16 protein-coding genes are annotated in these 17,754 nt (G+C 52.4%); 14 read left to right on the forward strand and 2 right to left on the reverse strand.

Annotation, left to right across the window (positions count from 1 at the left end; all coding sequences use genetic code 11):
- The first annotated feature begins 75 nt into the window (after window positions 1-75).
- The 9 genes from NFS35_RS02255 to NFS35_RS02295 all read left to right on the forward strand — a co-directional run bounded on the left by NFS35_RS02255 (window position 76) and on the right by NFS35_RS02295 (window position 9,999).
- A complete protein-coding gene (locus NFS35_RS02255) occupies window positions 76-2,166 on the forward strand; it encodes a polyribonucleotide nucleotidyltransferase (RefSeq protein WP_251205519.1) in 2,091 nt (696 codons plus the stop codon).
- 72 nt (window positions 2,167-2,238) lie between these two features.
- Entirely contained in the window at window positions 2,239-2,472 is a 234-nt protein-coding gene (locus NFS35_RS02260) for an acyltransferase family protein (RefSeq protein ID WP_251205520.1), read from the forward strand.
- 226 nt (window positions 2,473-2,698) lie between these two features.
- A complete protein-coding gene (locus tag NFS35_RS02265) occupies window positions 2,699-3,109 on the forward strand; it encodes a hypothetical protein (RefSeq protein WP_251205521.1) in 411 nt (136 codons plus the stop codon).
- Window positions 3,110-3,142: 33 nt separating this feature from the next.
- Window positions 3,143-4,003 (forward strand): DUF5685 family protein, encoded by an 861-nt coding sequence (locus NFS35_RS02270; RefSeq protein WP_251205522.1) that lies wholly within the window; start codon window positions 3,143-3,145, stop codon window positions 4,001-4,003.
- A 60-nt stretch (window positions 4,004-4,063) separates the two neighbouring features.
- The gene (locus NFS35_RS02275; protein WP_251205523.1) at window positions 4,064-4,828 is read left to right on the forward strand and encodes a DnaJ domain-containing protein; all 765 of its coding nucleotides are present in this window, start codon (window positions 4,064-4,066) and stop codon (window positions 4,826-4,828) included.
- Window positions 4,829-5,254: 426 nt separating this feature from the next.
- A complete protein-coding gene (locus NFS35_RS02280; protein ID WP_251205524.1) occupies window positions 5,255-5,899 on the forward strand; it encodes a DUF1653 domain-containing protein in 645 nt (214 codons plus the stop codon).
- Window positions 5,900-6,050: 151 nt separating this feature from the next.
- A complete protein-coding gene (locus tag NFS35_RS02285) occupies window positions 6,051-7,019 on the forward strand; it encodes a 5'-nucleotidase (RefSeq protein ID WP_251205525.1) in 969 nt (322 codons plus the stop codon).
- 15 nt (window positions 7,020-7,034) lie between these two features.
- Complete coding sequence (gene mutY, locus NFS35_RS02290) at window positions 7,035-8,900, forward strand: A/G-specific adenine glycosylase (RefSeq protein ID WP_251205526.1); 1,866 nt, start codon at window positions 7,035-7,037, stop codon at window positions 8,898-8,900.
- A 70-nt stretch (window positions 8,901-8,970) separates the two neighbouring features.
- Window positions 8,971-9,999, forward strand: a complete 1,029-nt coding sequence (locus NFS35_RS02295; RefSeq protein ID WP_251205527.1) for a glycosyltransferase family 2 protein — start codon at window positions 8,971-8,973, stop codon at window positions 9,997-9,999.
- Window positions 10,000-10,089: 90 nt separating this feature from the next.
- Here NFS35_RS02295 and NFS35_RS02300 read toward each other — a convergent pair whose 3' ends face one another.
- Window positions 10,090-10,809, reverse strand: coding sequence for a phosphatase PAP2 family protein (locus tag NFS35_RS02300; RefSeq protein ID WP_251205528.1), 720 nt, complete (start codon window positions 10,807-10,809; stop codon window positions 10,090-10,092).
- Window positions 10,810-10,891: 82 nt separating this feature from the next.
- Entirely contained in the window at window positions 10,892-11,827 is a 936-nt protein-coding gene (locus tag NFS35_RS02305; RefSeq protein WP_251205529.1) for a diacylglycerol/lipid kinase family protein, read from the reverse strand.
- Window positions 11,828-11,988: 161 nt separating this feature from the next.
- Between NFS35_RS02305 and glyA the strand changes: the two genes are divergently transcribed.
- From glyA to NFS35_RS02330, 5 genes are all read left to right on the forward strand, one after another.
- A complete protein-coding gene (gene glyA / locus NFS35_RS02310) occupies window positions 11,989-13,227 on the forward strand; it encodes a serine hydroxymethyltransferase (protein WP_251205530.1) in 1,239 nt (412 codons plus the stop codon).
- A 54-nt stretch (window positions 13,228-13,281) separates the two neighbouring features.
- Window positions 13,282-14,490 (forward strand): homoserine dehydrogenase, encoded by a 1,209-nt coding sequence (locus NFS35_RS02315; protein ID WP_251205531.1) that lies wholly within the window; start codon window positions 13,282-13,284, stop codon window positions 14,488-14,490.
- Window positions 14,491-14,533: 43 nt separating this feature from the next.
- Complete coding sequence (locus tag NFS35_RS02320) at window positions 14,534-15,853, forward strand: aspartate kinase (RefSeq protein ID WP_251205532.1); 1,320 nt, start codon at window positions 14,534-14,536, stop codon at window positions 15,851-15,853.
- Window positions 15,854-16,166: 313 nt separating this feature from the next.
- Entirely contained in the window at window positions 16,167-17,498 is a 1,332-nt protein-coding gene (locus NFS35_RS02325) for a glycoside hydrolase family 3 protein (RefSeq protein ID WP_251205533.1), read from the forward strand.
- Between the two features lie 96 nt (window positions 17,499-17,594).
- Window positions 17,595-17,750, forward strand: a complete 156-nt coding sequence (locus tag NFS35_RS02330; protein WP_251205534.1) for a hypothetical protein — start codon at window positions 17,595-17,597, stop codon at window positions 17,748-17,750.
- Window positions 17,751-17,754 lie beyond the last annotated feature (4 nt).

Genomic DNA, 17,754 nt, shown 5'->3' on the forward strand with positions numbered 1-17,754 from the left:
GTTCCTTAATCATGCGGCAGGGAAAATCTCTGTTGCGTCAAACAGCCGCGACAGCGGCGGAATGGAGGAAAATTTATGTACAAGACCTATGAAATGGAATTAGGCGGCCGCACATTAAAGGTTGACATCGACCGTGTGGGCAAGCAGGCCAACGGATGCGCGTTCATGCATTATGGGGATACGGTGGTGCTGTCCACCGCTACCGCATCGGAGAAGCCCAGGGAGGGAATCGATTTCTTTCCCCTGAGCGTGGAGTTCGAGGAGAAGATGTACGCTGTGGGGAAGATTCCCGGCGGTTTCAACAAGAGAGAGGGAAAAGCCAGTGAGAACGCCGTTCTGACCAGCCGTGTCATCGACAGGCCCATGCGTCCCCTGTTCCCCAAGGATTACCGCAATGACGTGACCCTGAACAACATGGTCATGAGCGTGGATCCCGCGTGCCGCCCTGAAATCGTGGCCATGCTGGGGGCGGCCATCGCTACATGTATTTCGGATATCCCATTTGACGGCCCTTGCGCCATGACCCAGATGGGACTGGTGGACGGTGAATTCGTAGTCAATCCCTCCCAGGAGCAGTGGAAGAATGGCGATTTGAACCTGACCGTGGCATCTACCAGGGAGAAGGTCATCATGATTGAGGCTGGCGCAAATGAAGTGCCAGAGGACAGGATGATTGAGGCCATCTACAAGGCCCATGAAATCAACCAGACCATCATCGCGTTCATCGACAAGATTGTGGCCGAGTGCGGCAAACCGAAGCATGAATACACCAGCTGCGCCATCCCCCAGGAGATGTTCGAGGAAATCAAGAAGATTGTGCCTCCCCAGGAGATGGAGGTAGCGGTGTTCACCGATGACAAGCAGACCAGGGAGGGAAATATCAGGGACATCACCGGGAAGCTGGAGGAGGCTTTCGCGGAGAATGAGGAATGGCTGGCCATTTTGGACGAGGCGGTATACCAGTACGAGAAGAAGACCGTGCGCAAGATGATCCTGAAAGACCATAAACGGCCTGACGGACGCGAGATTACGCAGATTCGTCCTCTTGCCGCGGAAGTGGACATCATCCCCCGGGTGCATGGCTCCGCCATGTTCACCAGAGGCCAGACCCAGATTTGCAACGTATGTACCCTGGCTCCCCTGTCCGAGGCCCAGAGAATCGACGGCCTGGATGAGAACGAAGTGAGCAAGAGATATATGCATCATTATAACTTCCCTTCCTATTCCGTAGGTGAGACAAAGCCCTCCCGCGGACCCGGAAGGCGTGAAATAGGCCATGGCGCGCTGGCAGAGAGGGCCCTGATTCCTGTGCTTCCCAGCGAGGAGGAGTTTCCCTATGCCATCCGTACCGTATCCGAGACTTTTGAGTCCAACGGATCTACTTCTATGGCATCCACCTGTGCCTCCTGTATGTCTCTGATGGCTGCAGGAGTGCCCATCAAGAAGATGGTGGCAGGTATTTCCTGTGGCCTGGTGACAGGAGAGACAGATGACGATTTCGTGCTGCTGACTGATATTCAGGGGCTGGAGGACTTCTTCGGCGATATGGACTTCAAGGTGACCGGCACCACAGAGGGCATCACGGCCATTCAGATGGATATCAAGATTCATGGTCTGACCAGACCTATCGTGGAGGGCGCTATTGCAAGATGCCGTGAGGCAAGGCTCTTCATCATGGAGAATTGCATGAAGCCTGCCATCGCTGTTCCCAGAGCGGAGGTCGGCCCCTATGCGCCCAAGATTATTTCTATCCAGATCGATCCTGAGAAGATTGGGGATGTGGTGGGCCAGAGAGGAAAGACCATCAACGAGATTATCGCCCGCACAGGCGTGAAAATCGACATCACCGATGACGGCAATGTATCCGTATGCGGCACTGACAAGGAAATGATGGACAAGGCCGTGGAGATGGTCAAGATTATCGTGACCGATTTTGAGGAAGGCCAGATATTCAAGGGCAAAGTAGTCAGCATCAAGGAGTTCGGCGCGTTTATCGAGTTCGCACCCGGCAAGGAGGGGATGGTCCATATCTCCAAGATCGCCAGGGAGAGAATCAACCGTGTCGAGGATGTGCTCACGCTGGGCGATGTAGTCACGGTTGTCTGCCTTGGCAAGGATAAGATGGGCAGAATCAGCTTCTCCATGAAGGATGTTGCGCAGAAATAGAAATTGCAGATCCCCTGGCCGTTCCGATATGTCCGGCGGGGGATTTTTGTTTCTTCAGGCTTGGGGGACGGGATGAAGAGGAGCATAAAATACGACTTGCTGCGTATTACCGCCTGTTTTGCAATCGTATTGCTGCATGTCTCCAACAGCTACTGGTATGTTGTGGACGTGGACAGTCAGGAATTTGCGGTAATGACTGTGTACAACAGCTTTACCAGATTTGGGGTACCTGTTTTTGTCATGCTGAGCGGACTTTTTGTGTTAGATCCGGAGAAAGAATTTTATCGATTCCGATTAGGACAATAGGAATTTTTGCTGTTGCCGGCTTTTTGGGGTGGCTGGCAGGCAAGATTCCGGTAATCGGAAAAGCAGTTACGTTTTAAAATCGGAAAAGCGTATGCCGGCGATTGCTGTCATGCGCTTTTTTTAAATTTTCTTTATAGTTATTTAATTGTATTTCTCACAAAAGAGTTTAAAATGTAACATAGCGAGTGGAGGAGTATTTTGATTTGCCTATGAGGAGGAATCGAGAATGAGAGAAAAAATGCAGCGGTTTATGTGGGGGCGCTACGGTACGGATCGTTTCAATCAGTTTTTGATGTTCTGCGCCATTGTATGTCTCTTAATTTCTTTTTTCGGAGGAGGGGTGTTCTACCTGCTGGCCACGGCAGTGATGATATACGCGTATTTCAGGATGTTCTCCAGGAACGTGAGCAGGCGCTCCCTGGAGAATCAATGGTATCTAAAGAAAGAGATGAAAGTCAGGAGCTGTTTCCTGAAGTGGAAGAAAGGATTTCCCACAAAAAAAGAGCTGGAACAGCGAAAAAATTATCATATCTATAAATGTCCCAACTGCAGGCAGAAAATCCGGGTGCCCAGAGGAAAGGGCAGGATTGCCATCACCTGCAGAAAGTGCGGAAAAGAATTCATCAAAAAAAGCTGAGAATAGATTCCGGGATGTCCATGGAGGTTTGCGATGTTCGGATATATTAGTGTAAACAAAGCGGAAATGAAGTTCAGGGAATTTGATATATACCAGTCTTATTACTGCGGCATCTGCCGGGATCTGAAGAGAAAATACGGCGTCTGCGGACAGATTTCCCTGAGCTATGATATGACTTTTCTGGCCATCCTGCTGACAGGGCTTTATGAACCCGCAACGGTACAGGGCAGCTGCAAATGCATCGCGCATCCTTTTGAGAGGCATGCCACAAGAAACAATATCTTTACGGAATACGCGGCGGATATGAACGTGCTGTTCGCGTACTACAAATGCCAGGACGATTGGGAGGATGAGAAAAAGCTTCTGAAGTATGCCTACGGCAGGCTGCTGGAGGGCAAGGCCGGTAAGCTGAAAGCGATTTACGCGGATAAGATTCGGACGATAAATCTGCTGATGCAGGATTTCTCGGACGCGGAGAAAGAAAGCAATGCGGATATCGATGCTCTGGCGGGCCTGTTCGGCAGAGTCATGGCGGAGATGATAGTGGCGAAAGAGGATGAGTGGGCGGAGAATCTGAGGAGGCTGGGATTTTTCCTGGGGAAATTCATCTATCTCTGCGATGCCTATGAGGATGTGGAGGAGGATATCAGAAAGGGGACGCCGAATCCGCTGAAGCTCAGGTACGCAAGCCTTGATTTCGAGGAAGAGTGCAGGACTATTCTGATGATGATGATATCGGAATGCTGCAAGGAATTTGAGAAGCTCCCTATTTTGGAGAATGTGGAAATCCTCCGCAATATACTATATTCAGGTGTCTGGGGAAGATACGAGGCTGTCCGGGAGAAGAGACGGCAGAATCAGGCGCAGGCGACGTCCATGGGTTCTGAGGCGTGAGGACGCTGTGGCTCTGCAGGATTTTCGGGCGGCGGTATCTGTCCGGGAAACGAGGAAAATATGTACGATCCTTACGGTGTGTTAGGTGTAAGCAGAAATGCTTCTGAGGAAGAAATCAAAAAAGCATATAAGGCATTGAGCCGCAAATATCATCCCGATGCTAATGTGAACAATCCCAACAAGGCTCAGGCGGAGGAGAAGTTCAAGGAAATCCAGGCCGCTTATCAGCAGATTATGAAAGAGCGCACTTCCGGCTACGGAGGAAGCTATGGCGGGTCAGGCTATGGAGGAAACGGCGGCTACGGCAGGAGCGCTTCCGGCGGAACCGGCGGAGCAAATGGCTATGGCGGTCAGGGCGGCGCTTTCTGGGGATTTGGCGGGCCTTTCGGCGGCTTCGGCGGTTTCGGCCAGGGGATGGATACCGGCTATGAGGAGAATAATTATATCCGTTCTGCGGGCAATTATATCCGCAATGGCTATTACAGGGAGGCCAGGACTACTCTGGACGGCATGAACGAGAGGGACAAGAGCGCCAGATGGTATTACTATAGCGCCATCGCCCATTCGGGGCTGGGGAACAATGTTGCGGCGCTGGAGCACGCGAAGCGGGCATCGGCCATGGAGCCGGACAATGCGGACTACCGCAATCTGGTGCAGCAGTTCGAGAACGGCGGCAGCTGGTATGAGCAGAGACAGGCACAGTACGGCTATCCCACTGTGGGGGTAGGAAATCTCTGTGCCAGATGGGTCTGCACTTTTATGATGTGCAATATGTGCTGCTTTGGGGGAGGCTGCTGCGGAGGCCATGGTATGTATTATTACTGATGGTAGATTTTAAGAGAGTTTTATTGTACTTATAATTTTATATAATTTGCCTGTTTGAAGCTGTTGACGGATGAGGACAAGAGCGTATGTTCCAAAAGGAGGAGATTGCGATGAGGAGACGGACAGGCGGGGACAACCACAGGGCTGTGGCAGAAGAGCTTAAATCGTCTGCCGCAGTTTTTGTGCTGTGACGAGTTTGAGAGGCGTGCCCACGGGTGATGAAGTCTGCCGCTGAATCCACAGGATTCAGCGCTCGTGAGCCAGGTAGCAATGAAGAAGAGCATTCATATGAAGAAGGGCATTCATATGGCGGGCTTTATGAATTTTCAGTATAAATGACAGGAATCGCATGACATTTGGAAGAAATAGGGGTATACTTTCTATAGGGATAGGAACAGAATTCATATCCGGAAAGGAGCTTCCGAAATGTCATTTATTCCAAGACCACAGGAAATCTACAAGCATTTTAAAGGAAATCTGTATCAGGTGACGGCTGTAGCGGAGCATACCGAGACCCGCGAGCAGCTGGTAATATATCAGGCGCTTTATGGGGATTTCAAGATTTATGCCAGACCGTTGGACATGTTCGTGAGTAGAGTGGACAGAGAGAAATATCCCGATGTGGAGCAGGAATTCCGCTTTGAGCTCCAGGGGCCGGGGGCGGAGAGGCGGAAGCCTGAGTCTGAGCCGGAGGCAGGAACAGCGGCGGAGACGGCGGCAGGAATCAGAGGACGCTCCGCGGAAGCGGTTCAGGGGACGGCTCAGGAGACAGCCCAAATGATGGCTCAGGAGAGGATGCCTGAGGACGGGGCAGACGGGACAAAGGTGCAGCCGGCCGATGAGGAAGAGAAGCTGGATCCGTTCGTGCTGGAGTTCCTGGACGCCGACAGCTATGAGCAGCGTCTGAATATCCTGGCAGGGCTTCATCACAGGATTACGGACGAGATGATTACCACCATGGCGATTGCCTGTGATATAGAAATAGACGATGGGGACATCGAGGAGCGGTACGAGGCCTTGAAGACCTGCCTGCTTACATTGGAGAGATACGAGTGCAACCGGCTGCGGTGAGCCTGCGGCCCTCTTTTATATGCATGAGCGATGAAATCTGCCGCTATGTCCACAGAATCTTTGTGCCCATGAGCCAGGGTGTGTGGTATTTTTGTGACCACGGGTATAAAATGCGGAAACAGGATGAATCAGCACATGAAAGGAGCGGCATATGGCATATCAGCTTGATGGGAAAATGGTGATAGGGGTCTCTTCCAGGGCCCTGTTCGACTTGACGATAGAAAATGAAATCTTTGAAAAAGAGGGACTGGAGGCATACTGCAGTTATCAGGTGGAGCATGAGCAGGATATCCTGAAGCCGGGACCGGGATTTGGGCTGATTGAATCCCTGCTGAAGCTGAATGAGTACAACAGAGAAAAAGACCTGGTGGAGGTCATCATCATGTCCCGGAACAGCCCGGACACTTCCCTGAGGGTCTTTAACGCGATTGCCCACTACGGTCTGAACATAACGCGCTCCGTGCTGGTGAGCGGCGCGTCGCTGGCGCCCTATCTGGCTGCTTTCCATACGGATCTCTTCCTGTCCGCCTATGAGGATGATGTGCAGAGCGCCATAGACAGCGGCATAGCGGCGGGAATCATCTGCACGGAACAGGCGGATGTCATTTCCGGGCGGGCATGGGGACGGGCGGACGGCGTCAGCCGGAGTCAGATACGCATTGCCTTTGACGGGGACGCGGTGCTATTTACGGATGAATCGGAAATGATTTTTAAGGAGAAGGGGTTAAGCGCCTTTGAGGAGAATGAGAGGACCCACGCCAGGGAGCCTCTTGCCGAGGGGCCTTTCGCCCAGTTTTTGAAAAAGCTTTCCAATCTCCAGCGGGAACTGGGGACCGGGGACTGCCCTATCAGGACGGCGCTGGTGACCTCCCGGAGCGTCCCGGCCCACGAGCGGGTCATACGTACCATGCGGGCCTGGAATGTGAGGGTGGACGAGGCTTTTTTTCTGGGAGGCATTGAGAAAAGGGATGTTCTGAAAGCCTTTGGAGCACAGATATTTTTCGACGATCAGTCCGTACATACGGCCAGCGCGGCACAGGCCGTGCCGGCGGCGAGGGTGCCCTACTGCAGAAAGAACGGCGGATGCGGTGTGAAGACAGCAGCTGCGGCAGCGAAATAAGGAGAAGCATTTTAAATGGAATATGAACATATTGTCAAGGGACGTTTTCTGGAACGTCCCAACAGATTTATCGCCCGGGTGGAGGTAGAAGACGGGGAGGCCGGGCACAGAGTGGAGACCGTCCATGTGAAGAATACCGGCAGATGCCGTGAACTGCTGCAAAAGGGCGCTGTCGTCTATCTGGAGAAAAGCGGCAATCCCTCGCGGTCTACGGCTTATGACCTGGTGGCGGTGGAAAAGGGGGAACGCCTGGTGAACATGGACTCCCAGGCGCCCAACCGGGCGGTGGAGGAGTGGCTGCGGGGCGGCGGCTTTTCACCGGATGTGACGCTTGTGAAGCCGGAGGCCCGGTACGGAAATTCCCGCTTCGACTTTTACCTGGAGGCAGGCGGGGAGCGGATGTTTATGGAAGTCAAGGGCGTCACATTGGAAGAAGAGGGCGTGGTCCGTTTTCCGGACGCTCCCTCCGAGAGAGCGGTAAAGCATGTGGAGGAGCTGATTGCTGCGAAGCAGGAGGGTTACCGCGTTTTTGTGCTGTTTGTCATCCAGATGGAAAATGTCCTGCATTTTACCCCGAACCGGGATACCCATCCCGAATTCGCGGATGCCCTGTGCAGGGCGGCCCGGGCGGGAGTGGAAATCCTGGCCTATGACTGTCTGGTAAAGCCGGATTCCATGACGGTGAACCGTCCTGTTCCAATCGCGATTTCACATGCGGATACCAGGGCCTCTAAGGAGGCCCTGGGCAGTGAGACGGCCCGGGGCATTAATGAAACCTTAAGAAAAAACTTAGGAAAGTATAAGCTTGAAAATATATGCATTCCTTTATTAAAATGGTATGATAAGAACAGACGTATTCTGCCCTGGAGGGAGATGCCCACGCCTTACCGCGTGTGGGTATCGGAAATCATGCTGCAGCAGACCAGGGTGGAGGCCGTGAAGCCTTATTTTGAGCGATTCATGAAGGCGCTGCCGGATGTCAAAGCCCTTGCGGAAGCGGAGGAGGAGACTCTTTTAAAGCTGTGGGAGGGCCTGGGCTATTACAACAGGGTCCGAAACCTGCAAAAGGCCGCTATCCAGATACAGAAGCTCTATGGCGGACATATGCCGGATACCGTAGAGGCGCTGCTCACTTTAAGCGGAATCGGCAGCTACACGGCGGGAGCCATTGCATCCATCGCGTTCCAGCGCCCGGTACCGGCGGTGGACGGCAATGTGCTGCGGGTGGTGGCGAGGCTTGGACAGGACGGCCGGTATATTGACGATTCAAAGGTGAAGGCTTCGGTGGAGCAGGATTTAAAGGAAATCATGCCAAAAGACCGCCCCGGCGACTTCAATCAGGCTATGATGGAAATCGGTGCCTGCGTCTGCATTCCAAATGGCGCGCCTCTGTGCGGAGATTGTCCCCTGGCAGGGATGTGCGAAAGCCACAAAGCCGGCACGGAGCAGGAGTATCCCAGGAAACAGGCCAAAAAGGCAAGAAAGATAGAAGAAAAGACTATCCTGATAGTCCAAAAGGAAGATAAGACAGCCATCCGGAAAAGGCCGGGCAGAGGATTGCTGGCCGGCATGTATGAATTTCCTTCTATGGAGGGATTCTGTACCGCGGAGGAAGTGGCGGCTTATCTGGCGGACAACGGACTGGAGGCTCTGAGCATACAGTCCCTGGAGGACGCGAAGCACATTTTCACTCACAAAGAATGGCATATGAAAGGCTACATGGTCAGTGTAGACGGGCCGGAACCGGGAAAGCTCAAGAACTCTTTCAGAGACTGGATTTATATCGAGCCCTGGCAGACCGAAGACAGGTTTCCGATTCCCTCAGCTTTTGGCGCGTATACGAAATATTTAAGCGTCAAACTGGGCAAGAATAGGTACTAATGAATGGGCTTTCATAATGACGAAAGGCATTCGTAACGAAGAGGAGCATTCATAAGGAGGATTAAGAACTGTGAAACTATTATCCGTAGCAATTCCCTGCTATAATTCTGAAAACTATATGAGGAAATGCGTGGATTCTCTGTTGGTGGGCGGGGAGGACGTGGAGATCATCATTGTGGATGACGGTTCGCTGAAAGACAGGACTGCGGAAATCGCGGACGAGTACCAGAGCAGATTTCCGAATATTGTGAAAGCAGTCCATCAGGAGAACGGCGGGCACGGCGCTGCTGTAAATACGGGAATCCGAAATGCCACAGGCCTGTATTTCAAGGTGGTGGACAGCGACGACTGGGTGAAAAAGGAGGCCTATCTGCAAGTGCTGGATACCTTGCGGGAGATGGCAGGGGGGGCTTCTTCCCTGGATATGCTGGTATGCAATTTCGTTTATGAGAAAGAGGGGGAGAAGCGCAAGAAAGTAATGCGCTACCGCCACATTCTCCCGGAGGGACAGATGGTGTCCTGGGAGGACTGCCACCATTTCAAAAAAGGCCATTATATCCTGATGCACTCAGTGATTTTCCGCACTAAGCTTTTGAGAGAATGCTGCCTGCAGCTGCCGGAGCACACTTTTTATGTGGACAATCTCTATGTGTTCGAGCCCTTGCCCTATGTGAAGAACATCTATTATCTGGACGTGAACCTGTATCGGTACTATATCGGCCGGGAGGATCAGTCCGTGAATGAGGAAATCATGATATCCCGGATAGACCAGCAGCTGAAAGTGAATAAAATCATGATTGACTATTTTGTGGACAACAAACAGGAAATCATGAAGAACAAGCGCCTCTGTCAGTATATGTTCAATTATCTGGAGATTATTACGACTGTGTCTTCGGTCCTTTTGATTCGCTCCGGCACGGAGGAGGGGCTGGAGAAGAAGAAAGAACTCTGGAGATATATGAAGTCAAAGGATCGGAAACTGTTCTTTCGGATGCGCAACGGCCTGTTGGGCTACGCCATGAACCTGCCGGGCAGGGGAGGGCGGAAGATTTCCGTGGGCGGGTATAAGATTTGCCAGAAAATCTTTAAGTTCAACTGATATTCGACAGATATGGAAAACTCCTGAAGCCGTCATGGCCGCAGGAGTTTTTGCTTATTGTCGGATTGTTACGGATAATCGGTTTTGCACCTACATGGACATCCGCTTCTTCATCTTGCGCTCTGCCCTTGCCGCGAATACTGCATCTCTTCTGTATACCAGCATATACATGACGGCGCCCAGCCCAAGGCCGGTAGCCACGTCAAAGCAAGAATGCTGTTTGAGGAACACAGTGGACAAGATGATGGAAAAGGCCAGGATGCCGGAGGCAATCCGAATTCCCTTTTTCCCTTTCAGCTCAGCGCTGCGCATGACGGCAAAATGTGCGCCCATGGAATTGTACACATGGATGCTGGGCCATATGTTCGTAGGAGTGTCTATCTTCCACAATGCGGAAACTGCCTGAGTGAAGATATTGTCCCGAGGCATTTCGGCAAGCCTCAGATGATGGCCGTTGGGCCACAGCGTGGATATAATCAGGAAGAGCGTCATGCCTGTGAACAAAAAGGCGCATGAATGGTAGTAATCCTGCTTATTCTTGAAGAAAAGAAAAACCACCACGGCTGCCACATAGCCGAACCATAAAAGATATGGGACGATGAACACTTCACAGAACGGGATGTAGTCGTCCAGGCCCACATGAATGACTTCATAGTTTCTTTTGTTGCGGTCCTCCAGCCATGCGAACCATGTGAGATAGACAATCATGTAGAGCGCAAGCGGGATACCGTGCCTGTATTTCAGGTACAGGCTCTTTATTCTTTCCATTTTTACAAGACCAAACCTTTCTTTCCATATTCTCAGTGTCATACAATTCTCTTCACACTAGTATAGCTTGGAAAAATTAAAAATCAATGGTCTTTTTTGGTTTTTAAGTATTATTTAGAAATCCTTAAGGATTCTGTGAACATATAATCCGTATGGCCTCTTTCTCACAGGAAACGCTGATATGATTGCTCTTGCGGGTGACCTCGCCGTCTGTATGCACCCAGAGCGGCAGGGAAGTCTCAATCGTAAGATTGCCGGACTGATAGGGAATGATGCCCCTGAACATATAATGCTTTCCGTAAAAGGCAGTAGGCAGCGCGAACAGAATCAAAAGCTTTGGCAGATTGCCCACCGCGCACAGATTCAATAGTCCGTCACTGTCCGACGCATCCGGGGCGAACATGAAGCCGCCTCCCTCGAACCGATGGAGCATACAGGCGATAAAAAGCATATTTCCGATATCCACGGGATTTCCGTCCTCTAAAGTAAGCTTTCCCGAGACGGCTTTGGAGGCGAAAAGCTGCCGCAGCGCCACGCCCAGATAGGTGAGCTTACCCAGCCCCAGCTTATTCATGGTGTCCTTTATCCTGGAATGCATGGCCTCCTCACAGACGGCGGCGTCAAAGCCGATCCCGCAGCTGACGGCAAAGAGGCGTTTTTCCCCGTCACCATAGGAGAGGACGCCCAGATCCATGGGGCGTATCCTCTCAAAGCGCAGGATTAAATCCAGGGCCTCCAGGGGGTCTTTTGGTATCTTCAGATCCCTGGCCAGATCGTTGCTGGAGCCGGTGGGAATATAGCCGAGAATTACCCGCCTGGGATCGTCCATCCCCTGCAGGGCTTCGTTTACGGTTCCGTCGCCGCCCAGGATTATCAAAGAGACATCCCCCTGTTCCCGACGGAGCAGATCTGCCGTAATGGAGACAGTGTCCCCGGCTTTTTCAGAGAAATGAGGACAGTAGGAAACATGCTTTTCCCGCAGTGCCGGTTCTATCTGTTCCTTCCATATCCGAAGCCCTTTCCCGGAGCGGGACGCGGGATTTATGATGACATGATACATGCTGAATCCTCATCTTTCGCAATGCTTTTGTAAGTCTCCAAGTTCCATTTTATCAGTAAGGGGCTTTTTCGTAAACCCGTTTTGTAAATTTTTGTTTGCAAACCATATATTCTATGATATAATCGGGCTGTATGTCAATGTGAGGAAGAGGAGGATTGAGAATGTATTCATTAGATGAAGTGAGAGCTGTAGATTCTGAAATCGCTCAGGCCATAGTAGATGAGCAGGCCAGACAGAACAGCCATATTGAACTGATTGCTTCTGAGAACTGGGTGAGCAAGGCTGTCATGGCGGCCATGGGAAGCCCTTTGACCAATAAATATGCGGAAGGATACCCCGGAAAGAGATACTACGGCGGGTGTGAGTGCGTGGATGTGGTGGAGAGGCTTGCCATCGAGCGCGCAAAGGAACTGTTCGGCTGCGAGTACGCCAATGTGCAGCCCCATTCCGGCGCACAGGCCAATATGGCAGTGCAGTTCGCGGTCTGCAGGCCCGGAGATACCATCATGGGCATGAACTTAGATCACGGCGGGCATCTGACCCATGGAAGTCCGGTGAATATGTCAGGGAAATATTTCAACATTGTCCCTTATGGTGTGGACGACAATGGTTTCATTGATTATGATAGATTGCGCGAGATTGCGGTGGAGGCGAAACCCAAGATGATCATCGCCGGGGCGTCCGCTTATGCGCGCACCATCGATTTCCGGAAATTCCGTGAGGTTGCGGACGAGGTGGGAGCGTTCCTCATGGTGGATATGGCGCATATCGCGGGCCTTGTGGCGGCAGGGCTTCATCCCAGCCCCATCCCCTATGCCGATGTGACTACCACCACTACCCATAAGACTCTGCGCGGTCCCAGAGGCGGTATGATTCTGTCCAGCAATGCCGTGAATGAGAAATATAATTTCAACAAGGCCATCTTCCCCGGTATCCAGGGAGGGCCGTTGATGCATGTCATCGCTGCAAAGGCGGTCTGCTTCAAAGAGGCGCTCAGCGATGAATTCAAGACTTATCAGAAGAATATCATCGACAATGCCCAGGCTCTCTGCAAGGGTCTGACAGAGAGAGGGATTAAAATCGTATCCGGCGGTACGGATAATCATCTGATGCTGGTGGATCTGACGAACTTCGGCCTCACCGGCAAGGCAGTGGAGAAGCTTCTGGACAGGGCCCATATTACCTGCAACAAGAATACCATCCCGGGCGATCCCCAGTCTCCTTTCGTGACCAGCGGCGTGCGTCTGGGCACACCGGCTGTCACCTCCAGAGGAATGAACGGTTCGGACATGGACAGGATAGCGGAGGCCATCGCACTGGTGGTAAAGGGCGGCGAGGAGCAGATTCCGGCTGCACGGGAAATCGTGCAGACTTTGACGGATAAATATCCTTTGGATTAAGCTTTCGGGCGAAGGCTTTCTTCTGAGGGAGAGGGCTGGAAGAGGAGAAGAACGATGATAAAAATAGCAGTGCTGGGATACGGAACCGTAGGCAGCGGCGTCGTGGAGGTCATTGAGCGCCACAACAGTCTGCTCAGTGAGCGGCTCAGAGAGAAAATCGCCGTCAAGTATATTTTGGATCTCAGGGATTTCCCGGGAGATACCTATGAGGACAAGATAGTACATGATTACAGCACGATTTTGAATGACCCGGAGATAAGCATCCTGTGCGAGGTCATGGGAGGCGTCGGAGCCGCTTATCAGTTCACGAAGCAGGCGCTGGAGGCGGGAAAGAGCGTGTGCACCTCCAACAAGGAACTGGTTGCGAAGCATGGGGCCGAGCTTTTTGCAATTGCGGAGAGGATGCATTGCAACTATATGTTCGAGGCGAGCGTGGCGGGAGGCATTCCCATCATCCGCGCCATAGGCAGCGCGCTGTCCGCGGACAGAGTGGAGGCTGTCACAGGCATCCTGAACGGCACTACCAACTATATCCTGACCAAGATGGAAAAAGAGGGAGCGGATTACGCGGACGTCTTGAAGCAGGCCCAGGAGCTGGGTTATGCGGAGCGCAATCCCGAGGCTGACGTGGAGGGGCTTGACGCGGGCAGAAAGATTGCGATATTGGCGGATATGCTGACCGGAAAGAATGTAAATCCTGATAAAGTCACTACAGAGGGCATCACAAAAATCACCAGTGCCGATTTCGCCTATGCGAAATCGGCGGGCATGACGATTAAGCTGCTGGCCAGATGCAGCGTCTCTGAGGACGGAAGCGTACAGGCGCTGGTGGCTCCTTTCATGCTGCCTGCGGACCATGCTTTGGGAAGAGTGGACGATGTGTTCAACGGTGTACTGGTCACCTGCACTATGCTGGGCGATGCCATGTTCGGCGGACAGGGGGCAGGCAAGCTTCCCACGGCCAGTGCGGTGGCGGCGGATGTGATGGACTGTGCGATGCATCCGGGCAGGACCGTGATGCGGGGCTGGTCTGAGGAGGAAGCAGAGCTTGCCGATGTGACAGAGACAGAAAGACGGTTTTTCGTGAGGATAAAGGCTTCGGCACTGGCAGACGTGCAGGCGGCTTTTGCGGGGAGCAGTCTTGTGGAGGCAGGGGGCGGAGAGGACTCAGGCCTTTTTGTCCCGGCGATGAAAGAGAAAGAATTCGACGCAAAGTGCGCGGCGCTTGGAGATGCAATCCTGAACAGGATACGTGTCGCGTAAGACAGAATCCATACAATAATAGGGGCAGTGAGGAGTGGGAAGAATGTCTAAGGTAGTGAAATTTGGCGGGAGCTCTCTGGCAAGCGCCGAGCAGTTTCGGAAAGTGGGGGACATTATCCGCAGCGATGGGGACAGGAGATATGTGGTGCCCTCCGCGCCGGGGAAGCGTTTCGACAAGGACAGCAAAGTGACGGATATGCTGTACGCCTGCTATGATACGGCGGAGGCCGGCAGAGATTTCAGGGAGGAGCTGTCGGCCATCAGGGCGAGGTACCAGGAGATTATCGACGGACTGGGGCTTTCCCTTAGTCTGGACGGAGAGTTTGAGACCATTGAGAAGAATTTCAAGGCAAAGGCGGGCCGGGATTATGCGGCATCCCGCGGCGAGTATCTGAACAGCATCATCATGGCGGCCTATCTGGAGTTTGAGTTCGTGGACGCGGCTGAGGTCATCCGGTTCGACGAGGACGGCGTTTTCAATGCGGAGAAGACCAACGGCACGCTGGCGGAGAGGCTCGCGGTCAGCAAATATGCGGTCATCCCCGGTTTCTATGGCGCGAAGCCGAGCGGGGAGATCAAGACTTTCTCCAGGGGGGGATCGGATATCACCGGCTCTATCGTGGCCAAGGCTGTCCAGGCGGATGTGTACGAGAACTGGACGGACGTATCGGGTTTCCTTGTGGCGGATCCGAGAATCATCGAAAATCCCAAGGGAATCGATGTGATTACATACAGGGAGCTGAGGGAGCTTTCCTATATGGGAGCCGGCGTCCTGCATGAGGAATCCATCTTCCCCGTGCGGCAGGAGAATATCCCCATCAATATCCGCAACACCAATTCCCCTGACGACAACGGCACATGGATCGTGGGGAGCACCTGTCAGAAGTCGAAATATGTCATCACCGGCATCGCCGGGAAAAAGGGCTTCTGCTGCATCAATATTGAGAAAGACAAGATGAATTCCGAGGTGGGCTTTGGCAGAAAGGTGCTGCAGGCTTTTGAGGAGAGCGACATTTCCTTTGAGCATGTGCCATCCGGCATCGATACTATGACGGTCTTTGTGCATCAGGATGAGTTCATGCACAAGGAGCAGAAAGTGGTGGCCAGCCTTTACCGTCTGGCGAAACCGGATTCCATCGAGATAGAGTCGGATCTGGCGCTGATTGCGGTAGTAGGCCGGGGCATGAAAGCCACAAGGGGAACCGCAGGGCGGATTTTCTCCGCGCTTTCCCATGTCAATGTCAATGTGAAGATGATTGACCAGGGTTCTTCCGAATTGAATATCATCATCGGCGTGACCAATGATGATTTCGAGGCGGCAATCAAGGCAATTTATGATATTTTCGTGTTGACCAATTTGTGAGTTTTATAAGTTTTGTAGAAAAATTTGGAAAATTCGTACAATGTGTTGACAGATGGAGACGGAAACAATATAATGAATATGTTATCCTTCCATTGATGTACAGAAGAATTAAAATGCGGAAAGCTTTTTATGTGCGAAAGAAACGAAATACAGAGGATGAAGTGGGAGAAAGCGAAGGAAATGGACGAAAGTTCATTTCCTTTCCTAATATATACGCACAGTCGCTAAAATATGTTATTTTGCATGAGGATACAAATTTGTGGTAGGGCGCACAAATCGTGGTAGGGCGCACAAATCGTGAGAGGACGCACAAATGGATAATAAAGATCAGCAGGAGAGACGGGAAGCAAGGAGAAAAAGGAGGCTCAGGAACCAGATTATGGTATATGCCGTGTTCCTGATATTGATTCTGGCGCTGGGCACAGGAATCGGGTACGGCGTTTTTGCCCTGATGAAGAACAGGAAAGCTGCTGAAGAAAAGGAACAGAGCAACCAGGCATTGATTGATGAGATGCTGGCCACAGAGGATAGTATCCCCGCCATAGAGCCGATTCCGGAATCCACACCGGAGCCGACGCCGGAGGTGGTGGAGCCCACCTGGGAAGAAAGGCTCGATACATATGTGGATGAACGGATTTCGGAGATGACGCTGGAAGATAAGGTGGCGGGTCTGTTCGTAGTGAAGCCGGAGGCGATTACCGGGGTCGGCACTGTGATACAGGCCGGGGACGGCACCAGACAGGCGCTGGAGGAACATGCTGTAGGAGGGCTTGTCTATTTCAGTGAGAATATACAATCGGAAGAACAGCTCAGGGAGATGCTGTCCAATACGGCACAGTATGCCAGATATCCTCTTTTTATAGCCGTGGATGAAGAGGGAGGAGTTGTTTCCCGGATAGGCTCTTCCATCGGGCCCCAAATAGACAGCGCAGAGAATATCGGAGCTACCGGGGATCCGGAAAATGCCTATCAGACGGGAGTGACTATCGGGACTTCTCTGTCGGGTCTGGGCTTTAATGTGGATTTCGCGCCGGTGGCAGATCTGGCGAATGTGGAGGGCAGTATCATGGAGGGGCGCTGCTATGGCTCGGATGTGTCCGTGGTGTCCAGTTTCGTGACATCCATGGTGCGCGGGCTGCAGGAGCAGAATGTGTCCGCCTGTCTGAAGCATTTCCCGGGAATGGGCAGTGCCATCCAGGACCCCCACGATGGAATGGCATCTACGGACAGGACAGAGGAGCAGTTCTGGGCGGAAGAACTGGCGGTGTTCCAGGCAGGGATTGACGCAGGGGCGGATATGGTGATGGTGGGCCATATGGCGGCACCGGCGCTGACAGGCGACAACAGCCCCGGCATCTTTTCCAAGGTTCTCGTGACGGATATCCTGAGGGAGCAGATGGGCTTTCAGGGAGTCGTCATTACGGATGCGCTGGACATGTCTGCCATCTCAGAGTATTACGCTGCGGACGAGGCATCTATCATGGCGGTTCTGGCAGGCTGCGACATGCTTCTGATGCCGGAGGATTACGATAAAGCGTATCAGGGTGTACTGGAAGCCGTTCGGAATGGGAATATCGATGAGGAACGCATCAATGATTCCCTGAGACGGATTTACCGCATCAAATATGCGGATATGGTACCGTGACCTTATTCAGGGCATGAAACGGCCGGATGGCCATAAATGCCATGTGCGCCCTGTGCACATGGTATCATGACCTTATTCAGGGCATGAAGCGGCCGGATGGCCATAAATGCCATGTGCGCCCTGCGCACATGGTATCATGACCTTATTCAGGGCATGAAGCGGCCGGATGGCCATAAATGCCATGTGCGTCCTGTGCACATGGTGGAGCAGGACGAAACCGGAGAGCTGTTTGCTGTACAAGGCTGGAGGTAAGGAA

Source organism: Acetatifactor aquisgranensis (assembly GCF_943193215.1).
Taxonomy (GTDB): domain Bacteria; phylum Bacillota; class Clostridia; order Lachnospirales; family Lachnospiraceae; genus Acetatifactor; species Acetatifactor aquisgranensis.